The following is a 22,505-nucleotide window of genomic DNA, read 5'->3' as shown; positions in this document are numbered from 1 at the left end:
TCCCGTTCCACCTACCAGAAAGGCTCTCCCGTGAGCGATTTCACCCGCCTGCCCGACCTGGCCCTGCGCACCTTCGGCGGGTCCGTCGTCGCGGCCAACGACGAGTCCTTCGCCGAGAAGGAGAGCCTGATCCGCCCCGGCCGCCCCGGTTTCCAGGCGGAGACCTTCGGCGCCAAGGGGCAGGTGTACGACGGCTGGGAGACCCGCCGCCGCCGCGAGCCCGGCCACGACTGGGCGCTGGTCCGCCTCGGCCTGCCCGGCGTGATCCGCGGCGTCGTGATCGACACCGCCTGGTTCAAGGGCAACTACCCGCCGCACGCCTCGGTGGAGGCGGCGGCGGTGGAGGGCCACCCCACGCCCGCCGAGCTCCAGGCCGCCGAGTGGACGGAGATCGTCCCCAGGAGCGACCTCAAGGGCGACGCCGAGCACTTCTTCGAGGTGGCCGACGAGCGCCGCCACACCCACGTCCGGCTGAACATGTTCCCCGACGGGGGCATCGCCCGGCTGCGCGTGCACGGCGAGGTCCGCCCCGACCTGTCGCTCTACGACGGCCTGAGCCTCGACCTGGCCGCGCTGGAGAACGGGGCGCTGGTCACCGGCTGCTCCGACGAGTTCTACTCTTCGCCCAACAACGTCATCGCCCCCGGCCTGGCCCGCCACCAGGCCGAGGGCTGGGAGACCGCGCGCCGCCGCGACGGGGGCAACGACTGGCTGCTGATCCGCCTGGCGGGCACGGGAGTGGTCAAGCTCGCCGAGATCGACACCAGGAACCTGCTGTTCAACGCCCCCGGCTGGGCCTCCCTCACCGGCATCGGCGCGGACGGGCAGGAGTTCGAGCTGCTGCCGAGGACCCGCCTGCAGCCCGACACCCCGCACCGCTTCCGCATCGGGAACGCCCGCCCCGCCACCCACGTCCGGGTCGACATCTACCCCGACGGCGGTCTGGCCCGCGTCCGCCTGCACGGCCTCCTCGGCGGGGCATAGGACCGGCTTTCCCGTGGGCCGGGTGCGGGCGGTGCGGAGATCGGCGGCGGCAGGGCGATCGGGGCCGGGGCTCAGTCCTCCAGCCAGACGTATCCGGCGAAGCGGCCGGTCGGGCGCTGCCTGCGGTGGGAGAACAGTTCGGGTGACTCGATGGTGCAGCGTGCGTCGTGCCGGACGTCGCCGACGCCCGCGCGGGCGAGCTGCGCGGTGATCGCCGCCCGCAGGTCCACCGCGGGCGTGCCCGCCCGGGTGCTCGCCCAGGCCTCCGGGACCGCCCCGGCCACCTCCTCCCGCATCGCGGCCGGGACCTCGTAGCACAGCCCGCACGCGGCCGGCCCGACCAGTGCGATCATCCCGGCCGGGTCGGCGCCGCGCTCGGCCATCGCCGCGACCAGCGCGGGGACCACTCCCGCCAGAGTGCCGGGCCGTCCCGAGTGCGCGCCGCCGACGAGCCGGGCCACCGGGTCGGCCAGCAGCACCGGGGCGCAGTCGGCCACCAGCACGCTCAGCGCCAGCCCGGGGACGTCGGTGCAGACCGCGTCGAGCTCGGGCGGGTCGTCCCCGAACGGCTCGGTGACGTGGCGGACGCCGGCGCCGTGCACCTGCCGCATCATGACCACCCGGGCGGGGTCCACCCCGAGGTCGGCTGCGGTCTTGTCCCGGTTGCGCGCGACCGCCCCGGGATCGTCGCCCACGCCCCCGCCGAGGTTGCGGCTGCCGTACGGCGGGGCGCTCACCCCGCCGTGCCGGTCGGTGAAGGCGGCGTGGATCCCGTCGGCGAGCTGAATGCGGTTCACCGGGGGAGGCTACCAAGCCGGAGCCCCGCGGAGCCCTCCGGTGCCCGGTTCCGGCGGCTCAGTGCCGAGGGCTCAGTGCTGAGGGCTCAGTGCCAGATGGTCACCTCGGTGCCGGGCGGGCTCTGCTGGCCGCCGGGCGGGCGCTGGGCCAGCACCCGGCCACGGTTCACGGGATTCCTGATCTTCACCTTGAACCCGGCCGCGCGCAGCTCGTCGCGCGCGGCCCGCACGTCCTTGAACATCACGTTCGGGATCTGGATGACGTTCTCGTCGGTGACGTTCTCGCCGTTGTTCTCCCACGGCCAGTGCCACTCGCCGTTGTTGCACGCCGACAGCGTCAGCCGTACCACCTGCCCCTTGTCGACCTCCCGGCCGGGCCGGGGGTCCTGGGCGATGATCGTGCACGGCTGCGCGGAGTCGGTCTGCTCGGTGAACTCGGGGGTGAACCCGGCGCTGCTCAGCAGGTTCGCCGCCTCGTCGCGGGGCATGCCCATGACGTCGGGCATCAGCAGGCCGGCGCTCATGATCAGGTCGACCTTGGTGCCCTCCTTGACCGGGTTGCCCACGGCCGGGCTGGTCCGCATCACCTGACCGCGCGGCACGGTCTCGCTGGCCTGCTTCTTGACGTCGTCGACGACCAGCTTCGACTCGGCCAGCCTCGTGCGGGCCTCGGCCTCGCTGAGACCCACCACGTTCGGCACGTTCACGCGCTTGGGGCCGGCCGAGGCGACGATGACCAGCTTGGAGCCGGGCTCCGCCTCGGTGCCGGGGACGGGGTCGACCTTCAGCACGTTGCCCTTGGTGACCTTCTCGTCGTGCTCCTCCTTGCCGACCTCGACGACGAAGCCCGCCTGCTTGGCCTCGCTCACCGCGAGGGTGAGGTTCTTGTCGAGCAGCTGCGGCACCTTGATCGTGCTCGTCCGGGAGAACATCCAGCCGGTCACGCCGACCGCGATGATCATCACGACGGCCAGGCCGACCAGGAACCAGTTCGGCCGGAACCTCCGGCGCGCCGGCGCCTCGGGCGCCGACAGGTCGGCGGCCGGGCCGGTGGGCAGCTCGGCGCGCGGCTGGACCAGGGTGTGGTTGGGCGTCGCGGCCGGGGAGGGCGGCACACCCGGCGCGCCCGGCACCGGGCCGCTCGCGAACGAGGCGACCGGCCCCGACGGGATCGGCCCGCTGTCCCGGGGCAGCATCCGGTGCGCGTCCACAGCGGCCACCAGCAGCGCCGTGGCGTCCGCCGGGCGGGTCGCGGGGTCGCGGGAGGTCGCCTGGGCCACCAGCGTGTCCAGCAGCGGGGGACAGCCCGGCACCAGCGACGAGGGGGCCGGCACGGTGTCGTGCACGTGCCGGTAGGCCACCGACATCGGGGTCTCGCCCTCGTACGGCTGGCGGCCGGTGAGGAGCTCGAACAGCATGATCCCGGCCGCGTAGACGTCGCTGCGCGCGTCGGCGGTGCCGGAGGCCACCTGCTCGGGGGACATGTAGCCGATCGTGCCGATCATGACGCCGGTGCGGGTCTGGTTGGTCGACTCGATGGCGCGCGCCAGGCCGAAGTCCACGACCTTGACCCGGCCGTCATCGCTGAGCAGCACGTTCTCCGGCTTGACGTCCCGGTGGATCAGCCCCGTCTGGTGCGCGGCGCCCAGGGCGGCGAGCACCGGGATCATGACCTCCAGCGCCTCGCGGGCGGGCAGCCTGCCCCGGTCGCGCAGCACGTCGCGCAGCGTGCGCCCGGGCACGTACTCCATCGAGAGATAGACGTTGTCGCCGTCGGTCCCCTGGTCGAAGACGTGCACCACGTTCGGGTGGGAGAGGCTCGCCACCGACTTGGCCTCGCCGATGAACCGCCGCACGAAGGCGGGGTCCTCGGCGAGGGATCGATGCATCACCTTGACGGCGACCGTGCGGTCGAGCCGGACGTCCAGGGCGAGGTAGACGGTCGCCATGCCACCCCGGGCGATCCGGGACTCAACGCGGTAACGCCCGTCGAGGAGTTTCCCGACAAGGGGGTCGGTTAGCGTCGTGTCCACCCGCCCGAGTTTACGGGCGTTTTGCCATTCCCTAGTGATGACGGCCCAAACCGATGCTGAGACGTGGTGTTCGGCTAGGGATTCATGGGAGATGAGGCCTCCGCGTACCGGCGGCGCGGGATCCGCCCGGCCAGTCTCGCCAGCCGCCCGGCCCGCACCGCCGAGCGCATCGCCTCGGCCATCATGTCCGGCCGCTGGGCCCTGGTCACCGCCGTGGCCAGCAGCACCGCGTCGCAGCCCAGCTCCATGGCCAGCGCGGCGTCGCTGGCCGTGCCGATCCCCGCGTCCAGGATCACCGGCACGCCGGCGGCCTCGACGATGAGCTCGATGTTGTGCGGGTTGCGGATGCCCAGCCCCGAACCGATCGGCGCACCCAGCGGCATCACCGCCGCGCAGCCCGCCTGCTCCAGCCGCCGCGCCAGGGCCGGGTCGTCGCCGATGTAGGGCAGGACCACGAACCCGTCGGCGACCAGCCGCTCGGCCGCGTCGAAGGTCTCGATGGGGTCGGGCAGCAGGGTGCGCTCGTCGGAGACGACCTCCAGCTTGACCCAGTCCGTCTCCAGGGCCTCCCTGGCCAGCCTGGCCGTCAGGACGGCCTCACCGGCGGTGAAGCAGCCCGCGGTGTTCGGCAGCACCTTGATCCCGCGGGTGCGGAGCACGTCGAGCACCGAGCCCCGGGCCGAGGGGTCCAGCCGTCGCATCGCGACGGTGGTCAGCTCGGTGCCCGAGGCGACGAGCGCCTGGTCCAGCACCTCCAGGGAGGGAGCTCCGCCGGTGCCCATGATGAGCCGGGAGGAGAACTTCTCCCCGCCGATGATCAGATCGTCGTTCACGTCCTCACCCTCCCTGGACCGCGGTCAGGACCTCGACCCGGTCGGCTTCGGCCAGCGCCGTGGAGTCCCACGCGCCCCGTGAGACGACCTCGTCGTTCACGGCGACGGCGACACCGCTCGTGGCCTCGGTCAGCTTCCGTACGGCCTGCGACACGGTGGCCCCGGAGGGCAGTTCGTGCGCGGTGCCGTTTATCGTCACGTTCATCGCTGCTCCTGGAAGCGGAGGGGCGAGCAGAGCGCCGCCAGTCCTTCGTCGTCGCCCACCTCGTCCACGAGGAGGGCCGCGGTGAGCGGGGCCAGCAGCACGCCGCCCCGGTGATGGCCGGTGGCCATGGACAGGCCCGGCGGGGCCGCCGGGCCGACCAGCGGCAGGTTGTCCGGGGTTCCGGGACGCAGCCCCGCCACCACGTCGGCCACCTCCAGCTCGGTCACCCCCGGCACCAGCTCCCGGGCGTCGCGCAGCAGCTCCCACAGGCCCCCGGCGGTCACCCGGGTGTCGAAGCCCAGCTCCTCCTGGGTGGCCCCGACCACCAGCTCCCCGTCGCCGCGCGGCACGAGGTAGACGGACGAGCCGTGCACCACCCCGCGGACGCACCGCCCCAGGATCGGCGCGGGGGAGCGCAGCCGCATGATCTGGCCCTTGACCGGCCTGACCGGCGGGAGCGCCCGCGGCGGCAGCCCTTCCATCGCCCCCGACCAGGCCCCGGCCGCCAGGATCACCCGCCGGGCGGGGACCACCCGTCCGGCGGGGCCGGCACCGGGCGAAGCGGAGGCGGGTCCGGGGGGACCGGCGGTCTCGGCGGAGCCCCGGAAGGGTCCGGGGGAGGCCTCGGCGGCACCGGAGGCGGCCCCGGGGGGATCGGCGGTCTCGGCGGAACCCGGGGATGATCCGGGGAAGGCGACGGTCTCGGGGACGCCGGAGCCGGGAGCGGAGGCCGGAGCCTCGGGCGCCAGCCGTACGCCGGTGACCGTCTCGCCGGAGTGCTCCAGCCCGGCCGCCCGGGCGGCGATCATGGTGACCCCCAGCCGCTCCAGCGCGGCCAGCAGGGCCCGGGTGACCCGCCGGGGATCCACCCAGGCGTCCCCCGGAGCGAGCAGGCCGCCGCGGACGGCGGGGGCGAGCATGGGCTCCAGCCGGCGGCACTCGCGGCCGGTCAGCCGCTCGAACGGCAGCCCGAGCCTGCCCATGAAGGTCGCGAGCTCGTCCAGGGCCGCCAGGTCGTCGGCGCCGAAGGCGACGTCCAGCGTGCCCTCGGTGCGGTAGTCGAGGTCGTGGCCGCTGTCCTCGGCGAGCTCGGCGGCGAAGGCGGGCCAGCGTGCCAGCGACGCCAGGCCCAGCCGCAGCAGCGGCTCCTCGGTGTAGGTCACCTCGCTCACCGGCGCGAGCATCCCCGCCGCGGCGTGCGAGGCCCCGCCGGCGGGCGCCGGATCCACCACCGCCACCCGCAGCCCGCGCCGCGCCGCCCGCCAGGCGACCGACAGCCCGATGATCCCCCCGCCGACCAGCAGGACGTCGTACGGCGCGCCCGGCGCGGGGTCGCCGCGGTGGGCGGACGCGGATGGACCGGGGTCGCCGCGCTGGGCCGGTGCGGCCGGGCCGTACCCGGAGAGGGCGCCTCCCGGGAGCGCCGATGCGGCTCCGGTGGAGGTGCCGTCGGAGAGACCCGGTGCGGCTTCGGAGAGGGCGTCACCGGAGGGACCCGGTGCGACTCCGGTGGGGGTGTCGCCCGGGGGATCGGGTACGGCTGAGCCGTCCCCCGCGGGGACGGGGACGTCGTGGTGGGGGACCGTGTGAGACATAGGTCGCTTCGCTCCCTTCGCCGGCATGACCCGGATCAGGTCGGTGGCGGTCGAGGGCCCGCAGCCCTCCTCTCAGCCCGGTGCACGCCGGGCTCCCGCGCGTCTGACGTCTCCACCTTAGAGCCTGTCGCGGACCACGCTTTCCCGCACTCCCGCCCCGGCGCCGCCCCGTCGCGTCGCCACCGGTCGTCGCAGCTCCGCCGGGCTTCTCCCTCCGCGCCTCGCGGAGCGCCCGTCCCGGACCCGGTGCGAGGCGGCCCGCGGAGCCGAGCCATGCGCCGGCGGCATGGCTGCCGTGCGGGATGCTCGCTTGTCCCCGTGCGGGGGCGAGCCTACGCTCCCGGCATGAGCAAGATCGCACTGGTCACGGGGGCCAACCAGGGCCTCGGTTTCGCCCTGGTCGAAGGACTCGCCCGGCGGCTCGGTCCCGGCGATGTGGTCTATCTCACCGGCCGGGACGCCGACCGCGTCGCCGCGGCGCACGAGCGCGTGACCGGCGCGCGGGCCGAGGTGCGGACGCGCCTGCTCGACGTCCGCGACGGCGACGCGGTCGCCGCCCTGGCCCGCGAGCTGCACACCGGCCACGGCGGCGTGGACGTCGTCCTGTCCAACCACTATCTCCGCACCGTCCCCGAGGACACGCCCGCCGAAGTGATCGGCCCCTACGTGGACGCCAACAACCTCGGCACGACGCGGATGCTGCGCGCCTTCCTGCCCGTCCTGCGCCCGGGCGGGCGCTACATCGTCGTCTCCAGCGCCCTGGGCCGGCTCCGGCGGCTGCCGCCGGAGCTGCACCCGCGCTTCGACGCGGCCGGGACGCTCGAGGAGATCGACGCGACGATGCTGGCCTGGCGCGACGCCGTACTGTCCGGAGAGGCCGCCGGGGAGGGCTGGCCGGAGTTCGTCAACATCCCCTCCAAGGTCGGTCAGGTCGCCGCCGTGCGCGTCCTCGCCCGGCAGCGGCGTACCGAGGACCTGGCGAACGGCCGCCTGCTCGTCGCGACCTGCCCCGGGATGATCGACACCGCGTCGTCGCGGCCGTGGTTCGACATGACCGGCGCGCAGACGCCGCAGGAGGCGGCCGTGGCGCTGCTGGACCTGGCGCTCGACCCCGGCCTCGACCCGGCGTTCTACGGTGAGCTCGTGCAGTTCGGGAAGGTGCTGCCCTGGCCGTGACGGCCGGGCCCGCGGTCCCCGCAGGTCGTTTCGTTATCCGAGAGATCCGGGCGCGGTTGGCCGGAGAGACGTTTGTCCGCTTAGGGTCTCTGGTGTGAACCGTGTCGTGGTGGTCGGCGCCGGCCTGGCCGGCGTTCGGAGTGTCGAGGCGTTGCGCGCTCATGGGTACGGCGGTGCGATCACGTTGATCGGAGAGGAGCCGCACCGGCCCTACGACCGTCCGCCGTTGTCCAAGGCCGTCCTGATGGGCCAGGCCGACTCCACGCTCGTCGACTCCGACCTGGACGTCCTGCGGGTGGACTTCCGTCCCGGCGTGGCCGCCAAGGGGCTGCGCGAGGGGGTGGTGGAGACCACCGAGGGCGAGCTGGCCTACGACGGGCTGGTCATCGCCACCGGCGCGAGCCCGATTCGGCTGCGCGGCGAGGGGCCGCAGCACGTGCTGCGCACCATCGACGACGCGCTCACGCTGCGCGCCCGCCTCACCCCGCAGACCAGGGTCGCCGTCGTCGGCGCGGGCTGGATCGGCGCCGAGGTCGCCACCGCCGCCCGCAAGGCCGGATGCCCCGTCACCGTCGTCGAGGCCGCCGGGCATCCCCTGGAGGCCGCGCTCGGCCCCGTGGGCGCGCACACGGCCCCCTGGTACGACCAGGCGGGCGTGGACCTGCGTCTGGGCGTCGCGGTCGCCTCCGTCGACCACGGCGGGCTCACCCTCGCCGACGGCTCCGCCGTCGAGGCCGACGTCGTCGTCACCGGCGTCGGCGTGCGTCCCTCGGTGGGATGGCTGGCCGGTTCGGGGATCGAGCTCGTCGACGGCGTCGCCGTCGACGAGCACCTGCGCGCCTCCATGCCCGGGGTGGTCGCCGTGGGCGACTGCGCGGCCTGGTGGTCGCGCCGGTACGGCCGCCGCCTGCGGGTCGAGCACTGGGACACCGCGCTGGGCGCCCCGGACGCGGCCGTGGCCTCCCTGCTGGGCGAGGAGGCCCTCTACGACCCGGTCCCGTACTTCTGGTCGGAGCAGTTCGGCCACATGGTGCAGTACGCCGGACGGCACGAGGGGGCCCGGCTCGTCCTGCGCGGCGACCCGGCCGGCGGGGGCCGGTGGGCGGCCTGCTGGGTGAGCGGGGACGACACGCTCGCCGCCGTCCTCGCCGTGGACCGGCCGCGCGATCTGCTGCAGGGCCGCCGTCTCATCGAGGGGGGGCAGCGCATCGATGTCGATCGTCTGCCCGACCCTGCGATAGCGTTGCGCGACTGCACGGCGGCGTAACCTCGCCGCCGGTGTTTGCCGAAGGACGCGATGTGGTAATGGTGGATTCGTGACGCTTTCTGTTGCGCAGATCGACCGGGAGACAGACGAACTGGTGGGTGAATGGCTCACCCTCAGCGAGGTGGCCAAGCGGCTGAACCTCAGCGCCGGTCGCGCGAAGCAACTCCTCAAGGACCGCAAACTCATCGGAGTCCGCAGGGGAGGTGGCGAGCCCCAGGTCCCCGCGGTCTTCCTCTCCGGGAACGACGTCGTCAAGGGCCTTCCGGGCACGCTGACCGTGCTGCTCGACGCCGGATACGACGACGTCGAGTCGCTCCGGTGGCTGTTCACCCCCGATGACACCTTTCCCGGGTCGCCGATGGACGTGATCCGTGCGGGCCGTCACACGGAGGTCAAGCGGCGTGCCCAGGCCCTCGGTTTCTGACGCGCGCCTGTACCTGTGCACCGACGGTCGTCGCGACCGTGGAGACCTCGCCGAGTTCCTCGACGCCGCCCTGGCGGGCGGCGTCGACATCGTGCAGCTGCGCGAGAAGGGACTGGAGGCGCGCGAGGAGCTCGCGCTCCTGGAGGTCTTCCGTGACGCCTGCGACCGGCACGGGAGGCTCCTGGCCGTCAACGACAGGGCGGACATCGCCTACGCGGCCCGTCCCGACGTCCTCCACCTGGGCCAGGACGACCTGCCGGTGCGCGTGGCGCGCGACCTCCTCGGTGACGACATCCTCATCGGGCGCTCCACCCACAGCCCCGGGGAGGCCTCCGCCGCCGCCGCCGAGCCCGGAGTCGACTACTTCTGCTGCGGTCCGATCTGGCCGACGCCCACCAAGCCCGGACGCCACGCGCCCGGGACGGGCCTGCTGGAACACGCCGCCGCGCTGGAGACCGACCGCCCGTGGTTCGGCATCGGCGGCATCGACCTGGCCAACCTGGAGGAGGTCGTCTCCTACGGCGTGCGCCGGGTCGTGGTCGTGCGGGCCATCACCGAGGCCGACGACCCCAAGGCGGCCGCCGCGGAGTTCCGCCGCAGGCTGACCGAGGCGGCCGGGGCGGACTGACGGCCCCGGCCGGCGCGGGACGACGGATCCGGACCTCCGGGATCCGGATCCGGGAGCCCCGCGTCCCCGAACCGTGCGGTCAGGCCCGGCGGAGTCCGGTGTTCCCGAACCGTGCGGTCAGGTCGGTGGGGCCGCGTGCTCCTGAGCCGTGCGACGAGGTTCCGTGGCTGCGCGCCGTACGGCCGGGCCCGGCGTCTGTGCGCCGTACGGCCGGGCCCCGCCTTCACGCGCCGTACGGGTCAGATCCGGCGTCTGCGCGCCGTACGGGTCAGGTCCGGCGGGAGGTCGCGGCCACGGCCAGGTCGGCCAGGGCCGAGCGGGCCTCCGGCGTGATCGGCGCGTCGTCCAGCGAGTTCAGGGCGTCCTCGAGGTAGTTCTTGATCATCTCCTCGCAGGCCCCGAGCGCGCCGGTCTCCCGGATGACGCCGCGCAGCCGGTCGACGCCCTCCGCGTCCAGGCCGGGGTCGCCGAGGGTCAGGCGCACCTGCAGGGCCTGCTCCGGCGAGGCCGCGGCGAGCGTGCGGGCGATGAGCATCGTGCGCTTGCCCTCGCGCAGGTCGTCTCCGGCGGGCTTGCCCGTCTCGGCGGGGTCGCCGAACACCCCGAGGATGTCGTCGCGCAGCTGGAAGGCGATGCCGACGTTGCGGCCGTACCCCTCGCACAGGCGGTCGATCCACGGCTCCAGGCTCTGGGCCGCCAGCACCAGGCCCAGCCGCAGGGGGTGCTCCACGGAGTACTTCCCGCTCTTGAACAGCGCGACCCGCAGCGCGCTCTCGAAGGTGTTCTCACCGTGCGCCTGCTCCAGCAGGTCCAGGTACTGGCCGCACATCAGCTCGGTGCGCATGTAGTCGTAGACCGGCTGGGCCGCGGCCAGCGAGGCCGGGGGCAGGCCGCTGGTCCGCCACATCTCGCCGGACCAGACCAGCAGCAGGTTGCCCAGCAGGATGGCGGCACCCTCGCCGAACTGCTCGGCCGAGCCGTGCCAGCCCGCCTTCTCGTGTATCGCCTGGAAGCGCCGGTGCGCCGAGGGCATGCCCCGGCGCAGGTCGCTGGCGTCCATCACGTCGTCGTGCGCCAGGGCGCTGGCCTGCAGCAGTTCGAGGGAGGCCGCCGCGGTGAAGAAGGCGGGGTCGTCGCCGCCTCCGGCGCCGCGCCAGCCCCAGTAGCAGAAGGCGGGCCGGAGCCGTTTGCCGCCGCTCAGGAAGTCCTCGGTGGCGGAGACGAGGGGAGTGAGCTCGGGGGCGCTGACCAGCGGACGCTGCCGGTCGAGGAACCTTCTGAGTGAACGGTCCACTTCGGAACGAACGGTGTCCAGCATGGCTGCGGAAGCGGTCATGCACAGAGATTAACGTTTGCGAACACGATCCCGATCTCGTGGGGTGGATGCGGCACGAGAGGGCACGGGAGGAGGGACGACGATCCGCCGTGCCCCCGCCGAAGGTCGTCCCTGCCAGTACCCTAGGACCATGGCTCTGGGTCGCCCCTCAATTCTTCCCGATCGTGTGCCCACCGTCCGCGAGCTGCTCGCGGCCGGCGGCCGGTCGTTCTCCTTCGAGTTCTTCCCGCCGAAGACCGACGAGGGCGAGCGGCAGCTCTGGCGTGCCATCCGGGAGCTGGAGGCGTTGCGCCCCACCTTCGTCTCGGTGACCTACGGCGCCGGCGGAGGCACCCGGGACCGCACGGTCGAGATCGTGGAGCGGCTGGCCCACGAGACCACGCTGACCCCGGTCGCGCACTTCACGGCCGTCAACCACTCGATCCGCGAGCTGCGCCACCTGGTGGGCCGCTTCGCCGGGGCGGGCGTGCGCAACATCCTGGCGGTGCGGGGCGACCCGCCCGGCGACCCGATGGGCGAGTGGGTGCGCCACCCCGAGGGGGTGCTCTACGCCGAGGAGCTGGTCCGGCTGATCCGCCAGTCCGGCGACTTCTGCGTGGGCGTGGCCGCCTTCCCCTACAAGCACCCGCGCTCGGCCTCGGTGGAGTCCGACACCGAGTACTTCGTGCGCAAGTGCCGCGCCGGCGCCGACTACGCCATCACGCAGATGTTCTTCCGCGCGGAGGACTATCTGCGGCTGCGCGACCGGGTGGCGGCCAAGGGGTGCGACACCCCGATCATCCCCGGCATCATGCCCGTGACCCAGATGAGCACGATCGCCAGGTCCGAGCAGCTGTCCGGTGCGCCGTTCCCGCCCGAGGTGGCCGCCCGCTTCGAAGCCGTGGCCGACGACCCCGTCGCGGTGCGCCGGCTCGGCGTCGAGCACGCCGCCGAGCTCTGCCAGACCCTGCTCGACGAGGGCGCGCCCGGCATCCACTTCATCACCTTCAACCGGTCGAGCGCGACCCGCGAGGTCTTCCAGGCCCTCGACGCCGCGCGCGAGACCGCCCCGGTGACCGCCTGACCGGACCGGCCCCGGACCGGCTAGGCGAGCGGCGCCGTGCCGTCCGGTCTCTCCGACAGCGGCAGCACGGCTCCCGCGATGGCGTAGTGCTCGTAGCCGCCGGGGAAGACGAACCAGGTGAGCAGGTCGGCGAAGCCCAGGCTGCGATAGAGGTGCCTGGCCGCGGTGGGCTGGTCGCGGGTGGACAGCACGGCGGTGCGCTCACGGCGGCCGGCGCACAGCGCCGTGACCAGCGCGCGGCCGATGCCCTTGCCCTGATGGTCGGGATGGACGTGGACCTCGGCGATCTCCAGGGCGTCGCCGAACCAGTCGTAGGCCTTTTTCTGGCCGAGCTGGTCGGTGACGGCCTGGTAGACCACGTCGTGCCACCACTGGCCGGGCATGCCGTGGAAACCGTAGGCGACGCCCACGGGCACACCGTCGGAGGTCTCGGCGAAAAGGCAGGAGAAGCCGGGGTGGGCGGCGTGGTTCCCCATGATGGTCTGCCGGCCGGTGAGCTGGTCGGGGGGTGGCTCCATCGCAGCCGTGTAGATCTCCAGCACGGAATCCAGGCGGTTGCTGAACTCGTCGGGGCCGACCCGCCGCAGTGCGATCACTTGTCGCACCCTAGCAGGGCGTGACCTGGCGAATCAGATGAAGGTGGCAAAAGCGATGTTCAGTATTTTCCGTGAAATATTGAAGTCGTACTTACCTGATTTCCAGGCCCGGCCGTCCTATCCGGCCAGGGGGACGTGGGTGGGCAAGGCGGGCTGAGAGGGCAGGCCGAGCATCGCCTCCACCATGAGGACGAACCGCTCGGCCTCGGACATCAACTCCTCCGCGTCACGGGGTGCGACGGAGGTGGTCATGCCCGCTTCGATCGCGGCTCGCCGGGCCGCGCTCACTTCGAAATACGGTGCCCAGTCGGCCAGCCGCGGCTCGGCCTCGGGGAGAAGCTCCCACGCGCTGCGGAGTCTGCGCCTGCGGCCGTCCATCGGCCGGGGGCGTGCGGCCAGGACGGCGGCGGCCGCCCGCAGCGCTGCGAGGTGCGCCGCGACGTAGCGCGCAGCCGATGTGCGCGCGCGGGCCGCCTCCTCCAGGCAGTCGCGCGCGTCGGCCAGACGCGCCCGGACCGTGGGCGAGAGCCGGGGCCCGCCGGAATCGCCGAGCCGAGGGGTCATTGCTTCAGCCTCCTTTCGGGAGCGGCTCCCGGCGTTCTCGCCGGTGAAGCCACGTTCGCAGACCCCACCGACAATTGCGCCGGACGGCCGGACGAGGAGCTTCCCCTCTCCCCGTCCGCCCCGGCCTTGTCCTGTTGTCTCTCTGACCCCAGGAGGTCGGCCAACCGCCCTGAACGTGAGCCGCGAGTCCCACGTCATTACATCGAACATAAATTCGATCATCGATACTGTCAAGTAAATCGACGAACAAAAGTTCGATCATTAGAGCGATAAGAAAGCCCCGGAAGATACAGATCTTCCGGGGCCGTCGTGGAACGGGCCGCGCCTACCGCACGAACCTGCCCCGGACGTGGACCGGGACGCCGGTGCCGACCAGGCCGGGCAGGACCTCGGCCACGTGCATCGGCAGTCGCACGCATCCGTGCGAGGCCGGGGTGAGCGGCACCGACAGCGCTCCGTGGAAGGCGATGCCTCCGTTGAAGAAGATCGGGTTGTACAGCTCGCCCAGATAGGACTTGTGCCACCCGTCCCGGCGCCAGGTCGTCTTGTAGTCGCCCGTCGGCGTGCGGGCGCTGCCGCAGAACTGCTGCTTCCTGCCCTGCCAGACCGCCGTCTCGCAGTAGGGGATCCCGCTGCCGGAGGAGGTGTGGCTGATCAGCCTCACCTGCCCGCCGACATAGAGCACCATCACCTGCTTGGTGAGGTTCATCTCGATCCGAGTGGGCTTGCCGCGGGGCACCAGCACCTTCGGGGGCCGCGGATTCTCTAGAGCGTTCCAGGTCCTGCGTGCGACGGTGCTGGTCGGCCGGATGCCGTTGACCTTTTGGAAGGCCCACACGGCGGCCAGGGTCGCTCCGCCGTACCGCCCGTCGATCCTGCCCGGCTCGTAGCCGAGCTCCTTGAGCCTCGTCTGGAGCGTCTTGACCGCCGCACCCTTGGCACCCAGCCTGAGGGTCTTGCCCGGAGCCGTGAACGGGACCGCCTCCGCCTGCGCCGCGACCTGCGCCACGGCGGCCGGAGGCGCGGGCGCCGCACTCGCCGTGCCCGCGGTTCCGAAGGATGCCAGGAGTACGGCTCCCGCCGTCGTCAGCGCGGCCGCTGTGAGCCGCCGTCCAACCTCCACGTAACCTCGTCCCCTCATATCGGTAATAGCCGGATCAACGGACCATAGCGTACGGGCCGTTCTCCCCATAGGAGCTTGTCGGTCGGTTATGAAGCGGTGACCGGACGATGTTTTGTCTAAAGTGGCCGGGTGTCAGAAAAGCTGCATCCCAACGTCGAGAAGGTCGCCGCAGCCCTGCGCGAGCACGGCGTCACCGGCGAGATCGTGGTCTTCTCCGAGGCGACACCGACGGCCGCCACCGCCGCCGCCCAGCTCGGCTGCGAGGTCGGGGCCATCGCCAACAGCCTGATCTTCGACGCCGACGGCTCGCCTCTCCTGGTCCTGACCAGCGGGGCCCACCGGGTGAACACCGAGCTGATCGCCCGGACGGTCGGCGCCACGAAGGTCAAGAGGGCCACCCCGGAGTTCGTCCGCACGGCCACCGGTCAGGTCATCGGCGGCGTCGCACCCCTCGGCCACCCGGCGCCCATCCGGACCCTCGTCGACCCCTGGCTCGACCGTCACGAGGTCGTATGGGCCGCGGCCGGTCACCCGCACACGATCTTCCCCACCACCTACGACGAACTGATCCGCATCACCGGCGGCACCCCCGCGGAGGTCGAATGACCACGGTCTGGCACAACCCCCGCTGCTCCAAGAGCCGCACCGCGCTCTGCGCCCTCACCGACTCCGGCCGGGACGTGGTCGTACGCCGCTATCTCGACGATCCGCCGACGGCCGCCGAGCTCTCGGACATCCTCGACCGCCTCGGCCTGGAGCCGTGGGACATCACCCGCCTGGGCGAGCCCCGGGCCAAGGAACTCGGCCTTGCCGACCGTCCCCGCGACCGAGCCGAATGGATCGCCGTCCTGGCCGCCAACCCGGTCCTGATCCAGCGCCCGATCGTCCTGACCGAAGACGGCCGCGCAGTGCTCGCCCGCGACGAGGAGTCCGTCAGGTCTTTGCTGGAGTAGCGCCCACGGTTGGCGCCGGGTACGGCGCGGATTCGAGCCGAGGCGCCGGCGCCGGTACGGCGAGACGGGGGGCGGTGGCGGTCGGCGCCTTCGTACGGCGCGTGGGGCGGGGTGGGGGAGAGGGAAGCGTACGCATATCGTCTGGTTTGACTGAGTGGTTGGCGTTTGCTCGTGGGGGTGATCGCTTATGGGGGAGTCCGTGTTGCGTGAGCGGGCCGCTGTGATGGTCGAACGGCAGGCGAAGGCGTGTGCGGTGCTGGGCTCGCCGCTGTATGCGGCTCTGCTCGGCCGGGTGGCACAGGACATCCGGGAGGACGGTCCCTGCGCCGAGGCGGTGGCCGGGTACGAGAACGCCCCCGAGGACGATGTCGTGGCCCTGCGGCTGCTCGGCGGGGTTCACGCTCTCGCGCTCGCCGGTCGTGCACCCGGCCTGGCCGCGCACTATCCCAGTACGGGAGGGACCTTCGATCCGGGGCGGCCCGACGCCGGCTGGCCTGCTTTCCGGGAGGCCGTCGCGGACGAACTGGAATGGGTGCGTGACTGGATGACCCGGCCGCCGCAGACCAACGAGGTCGGGCGGGCGAGCCTTCTGATCACCGGGTTGCTGGCGGCCGTACGGGCAGTCCCGCTGCCGGTCAGGCTGTTCGAGCTGGGTTCCAGCGCCGGGCTCAACCTGCGTGCCGATCATTTCCGGTATGTCTCGGACGACTTCTCGTGGGGGCCGGTGGACTCCGCGGTCGTCCTGGAGGACCTCTGGCGGGAGGCGCCGCCGCGGTGGCTGGTGAAGACCGCTCAGGACCACCCGGCCCTGACGGTCCTGGAGAGACGGGGCTGCGATCCGACGCCGCTCGACCCACTGTCGCCCGAAGGGCAGCTGATCCTGCGGGCGTACGTCTGGCCGGACCAGAGCCACCGGGCGGCCCGGCTCGACGGCGCCCTGCGGTTGGCCGCCCAGGTCCCGGCGGAGATCGGCGCTCTCGGCGCCGCGGACTTCCTCTCCGGTGTCGAACTGGAGCCCGGCACGCTCACCGTCGTGTGGCATTCGATCATGAGCCAGTACGTTCCCGCCGGTGAATGGGCCCGCGTCGAAGGCGAGCTGGAACGGCTCACCGCCGACAGCACCCCGGACGCGGGCTTCGCCCACATCTCCTTCGAGCCACGCGGAGTCGGCGAACAGCACCGCTTCAGCCTGACCCTCCGCCTGGCGGGCGCAGAGGAACTCACCCTGGCCGCAGCGCATCCTCACGGCCTCCCCGCCTACGAGATCCCTCCGACAACCCCCTGAGCAGCCTCCGCCCAGTCACCTCTATGACGATGGGCCATGCGCTCCTTCCCGTCAGCATGGCCGCAAGGCGACGGCGCCCCGCCCTGAACGGCCCCGCGCCCGCGCTTCAGCCACCCACCGCACCCCGGTCGTCCGGGAAAGACCCGCACCATACGGCCCGCATGGGTACGGCGGAGCGCCAGGAGTGCGGCGCGGGCGGGTGTGCAGGCCGGCGTGGAAAAAGGACCGCAACCCCGCGCACCCGGACAGGCCGGAGGCCTGAAGGCACGAGACAGCAACTGAGACGGCCGGCCGGAACACCCGCCCGCACAGCACGACCATGTCCCCCACCATGACAGACCGGCCCGCCCACCGAAGCCGCCCGCCGTGCGAAAGGCGCCGACCACCACCGTCCAACACCTCGCCGTACCGGCGCCGAGCCCTGCTGTGAATCCGCGCCGTACCCGGCGCCGGGCACGGCGTGGCTAGGCGGCGTTGCGGGTGGGGCGGGCGGCGCGGTGGCGGAGGAGGAGCATGGCGGCGTCGTCGGCCAGGGGGCGGCCGACGTGGCGGAGGAGGTCGGCGCGGAGGGCGTCGAGGGCGAGTTGGGGGTCGGTGTCGCCGAGCAGGTGGACGCGGGAGGCCAGGGGGTAGAAACGGCCGGTTCCGTCGCGGGCCTCGATGACGCCGTCGGTGTAGAACAGCACCTGGTCACCGGGCTCGAACGGCAGGTGGTGGGGCACCGGGTCGGAGGACTTCAGGGAGCCCATCCCCAGGGGCAGGGCCTCCTCGGGCGGGTCGGCGAAGCGGTGCTCTCCGGTGGCGGTGAGGACCAGGGGCGGCGGGTGGCCGCAGTTCAGGATGGTCAGGGAGTCGCCCCCGGTGAGCTCGGCGAGCACGGCGGTGACGAACTGCTCGCCGGACAGCTCGCGGGTCAGCGCGTTCTCCAGGCGGGTGACCACGCCCTGCAGGCCTGGCTCGTCGTAGGCGGCCTCACGGAAGGCGCCGAGCACCACCGCGGCGGTCTCCACGGCCTCAAGGCCCTTGCCCTGGACGTCCCCCACGATGACGCGGACGCCGTGCGGGGTGGTGACCACCTCGTACAGGTCGCCGCCGATGCGGGCCTCGGCCGTGGCGGAGGTGTAGGAGACGGCCACGCCGATCCCCGGCCCCGCCCGGCGCGGCACCGGGCGCAGCAGCACCCGTTGAGCGGCCTCGGCCACCGAGCGGACGTCGGCCAGCTGCCGCTCGTGGCGGATCCGTCCCGCGCCGGCCAGGATCGCGGCCACCGTCACGCCGAGGACGGCCATGGCCGTGATGTTGGTGCGCGAGGACCAGAGGTCGTCGTTGTACAGGCCGAGGACGAGGCAGAGCGCCAGGGCGACGGCCCCGACCACCGCGGTGCGGGCCGGGCCGCACGCCACGCTGGCGAAGGCGGGGCCCAGGGCCAGCAGGGGCAGCAGCCCGTAGTTCGGTCCTGAGGCGATGTCGAGCAGCGCCACCACGGTCATCACGACGAACGGCAGCAGCCGCAGGACGGCCTGGATCTCGGTCGTCTCGACGGAGGAGAGGAGCCTGGCGAAAGCGGGGGCCAGTGCCGAGCGCGCGGACGTCACGAGCGCGCGGGCGCGTGTTTTCCGGCGCGGTGGAGATTGCTCGCGAGAATCCTCTCCCCTGTGCATCTCCACCACATCTCGTTAAACGACATGTTTGTTTTTTCCTACCACAGCGATCGACTACGGTGGCGGATTACCGGAGATGTTTGACGGAGAACACGTTTTCCCCGCGGGTCGCCCCGCAGGTCCTGCCGCGGGCGGGCGTCGGCGTCAGAACGAGTCGACGGCGCGGCGCGCCTCGGGGTCGAGGACGCCCCAGTTGATGAGTTCCTCGGTGAGCTCGCTGGGGGACTTGTCGTAGATCACGGCGAGGGAGCGCAGGTCCTCCTGGCGGATGGACAGCACCTTGCCGTTGTAGTCGCCACGCTGGCTCTGGATCGTGGCCGCGTAGCGGGCGAGCGCACCGGCCTTCTCCTTGGGGAGCTGGGAAAGGCGCTCAAGGTCGATCACAAGCTTGGGCGTCGGGCCCAGCGGGCTCGGCGCCGCGCCCCCGGGCAGCAACTCCGAGACCGGAACCCCGTAGAAATCGGCCAGTTCGGCAAGCTTCTGCACGGTGACGGCACGGTCGCCACGCTCGTAGGAGCCGACGACGACCGCCTTCCACCGTCCACGGGACTTCTCTTCGACTCCGTGCAGGGACAGACCCTGCTGGGTGCGGATGGCGCGGAGTCGTGCACCCAGCGACTTGGCGTACTCAGACGGCATCGTTTGGCCCCCCGGCTTCTCTTATGTACTGCTTTCAATTGATTGTGCTACCTCGCGACCACTGCGCCGTCCACCGGGGCGGCACCCGGGGCAGGCACCTTCGGTGACCGGAGCGTCGGGGTTCGCCCCATAACGCCGCGACGTGTGGTTACGGACAGTGACGGTAAAGCCGCGGGCGCCGAAGGTCAAGCTGATTGGAAAAAAGATGCCGAATCCGGTCCGGCGTGGTCCGTCTCAAACGCCTTATTTGTTCCCTCTCGTGCGGCGAATTATCACCATCGTCCGGAGAGGATCGGTCATCTGCTCTCTCAGAGGGCGATTCATCGCGTCCGGGCGGAGCCGCTCCGGCGGCCGTTCCCGCCGCGGCCGGCCCCGCCGGGAAGCGGGCCGTCCGGCGGGGGCGTCCGTCCAGGTCGCGCGGCGATCGCCCGGTTCGGAGCGGCTCCGCCGCGGCTGATACCGTGAAGACGTCGACTTCCTTTAAGACCCGTCCCGTGAGGCGGGAAAGGCGGTGTTCTCTTGGCCGAGGCCATTCCGCATGCCCATGCACAGGCGCACGCGGTCCTCGAAGGCCCCGACATCAACCGGGCGCTGATCCGCATCTCCCACGAGATCCTGGAGAGGACCAAGGGCGGCGAGAACGTCGTCCTGCTGGGCATCCCCACCCGGGGCGTCCATCTGGCCCGCCGTCTGGCCGGCCACATCAGGCAGTTCGAGGGGCGGCCCGTCCCGGTCGGCTCGCTCGACATCACGATGTACCGCGACGATCTGCGCACCAAGCCCGCGCGCCCGCTGGGCCGCACCGAGCTCCCCTCCGACGGCATCGACGACAGGACGGTCGTCCTGGTCGACGACGTGCTCTACTCCGGACGCACCGTCCGGGCCGCGCTCGACGCCCTCAACGACCTGGGCCGCCCGCGCGCCGTCCAGCTCGCCGCCCTGGTGGACCGCGGACACCGCGAGCTTCCGATCAGGGCCGACTACGTGGGCAAGAACCTGCCGACCTCGAAGTCCGAGATCGTCAAGGTCTACCTGGAGGAGAACGACGGCCGCGACGCGGTCCTGCTGCTGAAGGAAGACAGCGAATGAAGCGGCACCTGATCTCGGCGGCCGACCTGAGCCGCGACGATGCCCTGCTGATCCTGGACACCGCCGAGGAACTGGCGAAGATCTCGGACCGATCCATCAAGAAGCTGCCGACCCTGCGGGGCCGTACGGTCGTGAACCTCTTCTTCGAGGACTCCACCCGCACCCGCATCTCCTTCGAGGCCGCGGCCAAGCGCCTGTCGGCCGACGTCATCAACTTCTCCGCCAAGGGCTCCAGCGTCTCCAAGGGCGAGTCCCTCAAGGACACCGCGCTGACCCTGGAGGCGATGGGCGCCGACGGCGTCGTCATCAGGCACAGCGCCTCGGGCGCGCCGTACCGCCTGGCCGGATGGGTGCGCGGCAGCGTGGTCAACGCCGGGGACGGCACGCACGAGCACCCCACCCAGGCCCTGCTCGACGCCTACACGATGCGCCGGCGTCTGGGCTCGCTGGAGGGCCGCAGGGTCACCATCGTCGGCGACGTCCTGCACAGCCGGGTGGCCCGCTCCAACGTGCTGCTGCTCAGCACGCTCGGCGCCGAGGTGACCCTGGTCGCCCCGCCGACCCTGCTGCCGGTGAGCGTCGCCTCCTGGCCCTGCGAGGTCTCCTACGACCTCGACACCGTGCTGCCCAAGTCCGACGTGGTCATGATGCTGCGCGTGCAGCGCGAGCGGATGAACGCCGCCTTCTTCCCCACCGAGCGGGAGTACAGCCGGCGCTACGGGCTCGACCGTGAGCGCTTCGCCCGGCTGAAGGACGACGCCGTCGTGATGCACCCCGGGCCGATGAACCGGGGCATGGAGATCGCGGCCGAGGTGGCCGACTCGCCGCGCTCGACGATCGTCGAGCAGGTCGCCAACGGTGTGACCACCCGCATGGCCGTTCTGTACCTGCTGCTCGGCGGCGCCGACCTCGGAGGAAACCAGTGAGCCCAGTGAGTCCCAGCCCGGCGGGCATCGTCATCAAGGGCGCCTCGATCCTCGGCGGCGAGACCGCCGACATCCTGATCCGGGACGGGGTCATCGCCGAGATCGGCCAGGACCTGGCCGGGGACGAGACCGTCGACGCCCGGGGCCTGATCGCGCTGCCCGGCCTGGTGGACCTGCACACCCACCTGCGCGAGCCCGGCCGCGAGGACGCCGAGACCGTCGAGAGCGGCACCCGCGCCGCGGCGCTCGGCGGTTACACCGCCGTGCACGCCATGGCCAACACCTCCCCGGTCGCCGACACCGCCGGCGTCGTGGAGCAGGTCTGGCGGCTGGGGCAGGAGGCCGGTCACTGCGACGTGCAGCCGGTGGGCGCCGTCACCGAGGGCCTGGCCGGCGAGCGGCTGGCCGAGCTGGGCGCGATGGCCGACTCCGCCGCCCGCGTCCGGGTCTTCTCCGACGACGGCAAGTGCGTCTCCGACGCGGTGCTGATGCGCCGCGCCCTGGAGTACGTCAAGGCCTTCGACGGCGTCGTGGCCCAGCACGCCCAGGAGCCCCGCCTGACCGCCGACGCGCAGATGAACGAGGGCGCGGTCTCCGGCAGGCTCGGCCTGACCGGCTGGCCCGCGGTGGCCGAGGAGGCGATCATCGCCCGCGACTGCCTGCTCGCCGCGCACGTCGGCTCCCGCCTGCACGTCTGCCACGTCTCCACGGCGGGCTCCGTGGAGATCATCCGATGGGCCAAGTCCAAGGGCTGGGACGTCACCGCCGAGGTGACCCCGCACCACCTGCTGCTGACCGACGACCTCGTCGAGGACTCCCCGGTCGGCGCCTACAACCCCATCTACAAGGTGAACCCGCCGCTGCGCACGCGCGAGGACGTCCAGGCCCTGCGCGAGGCGCTGGCCGACGGCACGATCGACGTCGTGGCCACCGACCACGCCCCCCACCCGGTCGAGGACAAGGAGACCGAGTGGGCCGCGGCGGCGATGGGCATGATCGGCCTGGAGACGGCCCTGCCGGTGGTCCAGGAGGCCATGGTGGAGACCGGCCTGCTCGACTGGGCCGGCGTGGCCGAGCGCATGTCGTACGCCCCGGCGCGGATCGGCCGCCTGGCCGGGCACGGCCTGCCCCTGGCGGTGGGCTCCCCGGCCAACATCACCCTCTACGACGCCTCCGTGCGCCGTGAGGTGGACCCGTGGTCCTACGCCTCCAAGAGCCGCAACACCCCCTACGAGGGCCGCGCCCTGCCCGGCCGCGTGGTGGCCACCTTCCTGCGCGGCCGTCCGACGGTGCTGGACGGCAAGCTCGCATGATCCCCGGCGCGCGGG

Annotated in this window: 23 protein-coding genes; 12 read left to right on the top strand and 11 right to left on the bottom strand. The window is 72.5% G+C overall.

All coding sequences use genetic code 11. From position 1 onward, the window contains the following. The first annotated feature begins 30 nt into the window (after positions 1–30). The gene (gene alc, locus Pta02_RS34480) at positions 31–984 is read left to right on the top strand and encodes an allantoicase (protein ID WP_203879194.1); all 954 of its coding nucleotides are present in this window, start codon (positions 31–33) and stop codon (positions 982–984) included. Between the two features lie 71 nt (positions 985–1,055). On the opposite strand, the gene pgeF is transcribed toward alc, so the two are convergent. The 5 genes from pgeF to Pta02_RS34455 all read right to left on the bottom strand — a co-directional run bounded on the left by pgeF (position 1,056) and on the right by Pta02_RS34455 (position 6,447). Continuing rightward, the gene (pgeF, locus tag Pta02_RS34475; protein ID WP_373872430.1) at positions 1,056–1,781 is read right to left on the bottom strand and encodes a peptidoglycan editing factor PgeF; all 726 of its coding nucleotides are present in this window, start codon (positions 1,779–1,781) and stop codon (positions 1,056–1,058) included. 86 nt (positions 1,782–1,867) lie between these two features. After that, the gene (gene pknB / locus Pta02_RS34470) at positions 1,868–3,814 is read right to left on the bottom strand and encodes a Stk1 family PASTA domain-containing Ser/Thr kinase (protein ID WP_203879193.1); all 1,947 of its coding nucleotides are present in this window, start codon (positions 3,812–3,814) and stop codon (positions 1,868–1,870) included. 74 nt (positions 3,815–3,888) lie between these two features. Next, positions 3,889–4,647 (bottom strand): thiazole synthase, encoded by a 759-nt coding sequence (locus Pta02_RS34465; protein ID WP_203879192.1) that lies wholly within the window; start codon positions 4,645–4,647, stop codon positions 3,889–3,891. A gap of 4 nt (positions 4,648–4,651) precedes the next feature. Next, entirely contained in the window at positions 4,652–4,852 is a 201-nt protein-coding gene (gene thiS / locus Pta02_RS34460) for a sulfur carrier protein ThiS (RefSeq protein ID WP_203879191.1), read from the bottom strand. Then, positions 4,849–6,447, bottom strand: a complete 1,599-nt coding sequence (locus tag Pta02_RS34455; RefSeq protein WP_444980750.1) for an FAD-dependent oxidoreductase — start codon at positions 6,445–6,447, stop codon at positions 4,849–4,851. Before Pta02_RS34455 ends, thiS begins: the two co-directional genes overlap by 4 nt. Before the next feature lie 345 nt (positions 6,448–6,792). On the opposite strand from Pta02_RS34455, the gene Pta02_RS34450 reads away from it, so the two are divergent. The 4 genes from Pta02_RS34450 (at position 6,793) to thiE (ending at position 9,942) form a co-directional block, all read left to right on the top strand. Then, complete coding sequence (locus tag Pta02_RS34450; RefSeq protein WP_203879190.1) at positions 6,793–7,623, top strand: SDR family NAD(P)-dependent oxidoreductase; 831 nt, start codon at positions 6,793–6,795, stop codon at positions 7,621–7,623. A 94-nt stretch (positions 7,624–7,717) separates the two neighbouring features. After that, a complete protein-coding gene (locus Pta02_RS34445; protein ID WP_203879189.1) occupies positions 7,718–8,890 on the top strand; it encodes an NAD(P)/FAD-dependent oxidoreductase in 1,173 nt (390 codons plus the stop codon). 49 nt (positions 8,891–8,939) lie between these two features. Beyond that, positions 8,940–9,314 (top strand): Rv2175c family DNA-binding protein, encoded by a 375-nt coding sequence (locus Pta02_RS34440; RefSeq protein ID WP_203879188.1) that lies wholly within the window; start codon positions 8,940–8,942, stop codon positions 9,312–9,314. Further along, positions 9,292–9,942 (top strand): thiamine phosphate synthase, encoded by a 651-nt coding sequence (thiE, locus tag Pta02_RS34435; protein ID WP_203879187.1) that lies wholly within the window; start codon positions 9,292–9,294, stop codon positions 9,940–9,942. The genes Pta02_RS34440 and thiE overlap by 23 nt, the downstream gene beginning before the upstream one ends. Before the next feature lie 268 nt (positions 9,943–10,210). Here the strand turns inward: thiE and Pta02_RS34430 are convergent, their stop codons facing one another. Then, the gene (locus tag Pta02_RS34430; protein WP_203879186.1) at positions 10,211–11,278 is read right to left on the bottom strand and encodes a polyprenyl synthetase family protein; all 1,068 of its coding nucleotides are present in this window, start codon (positions 11,276–11,278) and stop codon (positions 10,211–10,213) included. A 130-nt stretch (positions 11,279–11,408) separates the two neighbouring features. On the opposite strand from Pta02_RS34430, the gene metF reads away from it, so the two are divergent. Further along, positions 11,409–12,341: a methylenetetrahydrofolate reductase [NAD(P)H] gene (metF, locus tag Pta02_RS34425; RefSeq protein WP_203879185.1), complete on the top strand. Its 933-nt coding sequence runs from the start codon at positions 11,409–11,411 to the stop codon at positions 12,339–12,341. 20 nt (positions 12,342–12,361) lie between these two features. Here the strand turns inward: metF and Pta02_RS34420 are convergent, their stop codons facing one another. The 3 genes from Pta02_RS34420 to Pta02_RS34410 all read right to left on the bottom strand — a co-directional run bounded on the left by Pta02_RS34420 (position 12,362) and on the right by Pta02_RS34410 (position 14,624). After that, positions 12,362–12,937, bottom strand: a complete 576-nt coding sequence (locus tag Pta02_RS34420; protein WP_239131460.1) for a GNAT family N-acetyltransferase — start codon at positions 12,935–12,937, stop codon at positions 12,362–12,364. Positions 12,938–13,054: 117 nt separating this feature from the next. Then, positions 13,055–13,501 (bottom strand): SAV_6107 family HEPN domain-containing protein, encoded by a 447-nt coding sequence (locus Pta02_RS34415; RefSeq protein ID WP_203879184.1) that lies wholly within the window; start codon positions 13,499–13,501, stop codon positions 13,055–13,057. Positions 13,502–13,826: 325 nt separating this feature from the next. Then, positions 13,827–14,624, bottom strand: coding sequence for a L,D-transpeptidase family protein (locus tag Pta02_RS34410; protein ID WP_239131459.1), 798 nt, complete (start codon positions 14,622–14,624; stop codon positions 13,827–13,829). Between the two features lie 129 nt (positions 14,625–14,753). Between Pta02_RS34410 and Pta02_RS34405 the strand changes: the two genes are divergently transcribed. From Pta02_RS34405 to Pta02_RS34395, 3 genes are all read left to right on the top strand, one after another. After that, positions 14,754–15,230 (top strand): YbaK/EbsC family protein, encoded by a 477-nt coding sequence (locus Pta02_RS34405; RefSeq protein WP_239131458.1) that lies wholly within the window; start codon positions 14,754–14,756, stop codon positions 15,228–15,230. Continuing rightward, on the top strand, positions 15,227–15,577 hold the full coding sequence (locus Pta02_RS34400; RefSeq protein WP_203879182.1) for an arsenate reductase family protein: 351 nt from the start codon (positions 15,227–15,229) through the stop codon (positions 15,575–15,577). Before Pta02_RS34405 ends, Pta02_RS34400 begins: the two co-directional genes overlap by 4 nt. Positions 15,578–15,776: 199 nt before the next feature. Beyond that, a complete protein-coding gene (locus Pta02_RS34395) occupies positions 15,777–16,862 on the top strand; it encodes a DUF2332 domain-containing protein (RefSeq protein ID WP_203879181.1) in 1,086 nt (361 codons plus the stop codon). A gap of 464 nt (positions 16,863–17,326) precedes the next feature. Here Pta02_RS34395 and Pta02_RS34390 read toward each other — a convergent pair whose 3' ends face one another. Both Pta02_RS34390 and bldD read right to left on the bottom strand, forming a co-directional pair. Beyond that, positions 17,327–18,457, bottom strand: coding sequence for a PP2C family protein-serine/threonine phosphatase (locus tag Pta02_RS34390; protein ID WP_239131457.1), 1,131 nt, complete (start codon positions 18,455–18,457; stop codon positions 17,327–17,329). Positions 18,458–18,667: 210 nt separating this feature from the next. Next, entirely contained in the window at positions 18,668–19,162 is a 495-nt protein-coding gene (gene bldD, locus Pta02_RS34385; protein WP_068894204.1) for a transcriptional regulator BldD, read from the bottom strand. A gap of 519 nt (positions 19,163–19,681) precedes the next feature. Here bldD and pyrR point away from each other — a divergent pair. The 3 genes from pyrR to Pta02_RS34370 are packed head-to-tail and all read left to right on the top strand — an operon-like array spanning position 19,682 to position 22,490. After that, positions 19,682–20,251 carry a bifunctional pyr operon transcriptional regulator/uracil phosphoribosyltransferase PyrR gene (pyrR, locus tag Pta02_RS34380; protein WP_239128361.1) on the top strand — a complete coding sequence of 190 codons (570 nt, stop codon included), beginning with the start codon at positions 19,682–19,684 and terminating at the stop codon, positions 20,249–20,251. Continuing rightward, positions 20,248–21,177, top strand: coding sequence for an aspartate carbamoyltransferase catalytic subunit (locus Pta02_RS34375; RefSeq protein WP_203879179.1), 930 nt, complete (start codon positions 20,248–20,250; stop codon positions 21,175–21,177). The genes pyrR and Pta02_RS34375 overlap by 4 nt, the downstream gene beginning before the upstream one ends. Positions 21,178–21,182: 5 nt before the next feature. Further along, on the top strand, positions 21,183–22,490 hold the full coding sequence (locus Pta02_RS34370; protein WP_203879207.1) for a dihydroorotase: 1,308 nt from the start codon (positions 21,183–21,185) through the stop codon (positions 22,488–22,490). Positions 22,491–22,505 lie beyond the last annotated feature (15 nt).

This window comes from Paraplanobispora takensis (genome assembly GCF_016863195.1).
Taxonomy (GTDB): Bacteria; Actinomycetota; Actinomycetes; order Streptosporangiales; family Streptosporangiaceae; genus Planobispora; species Planobispora takensis.
Note: the sequence above shows the minus strand (reverse complement) of the source record. Positions and strands in the feature narration are given on the sequence as shown.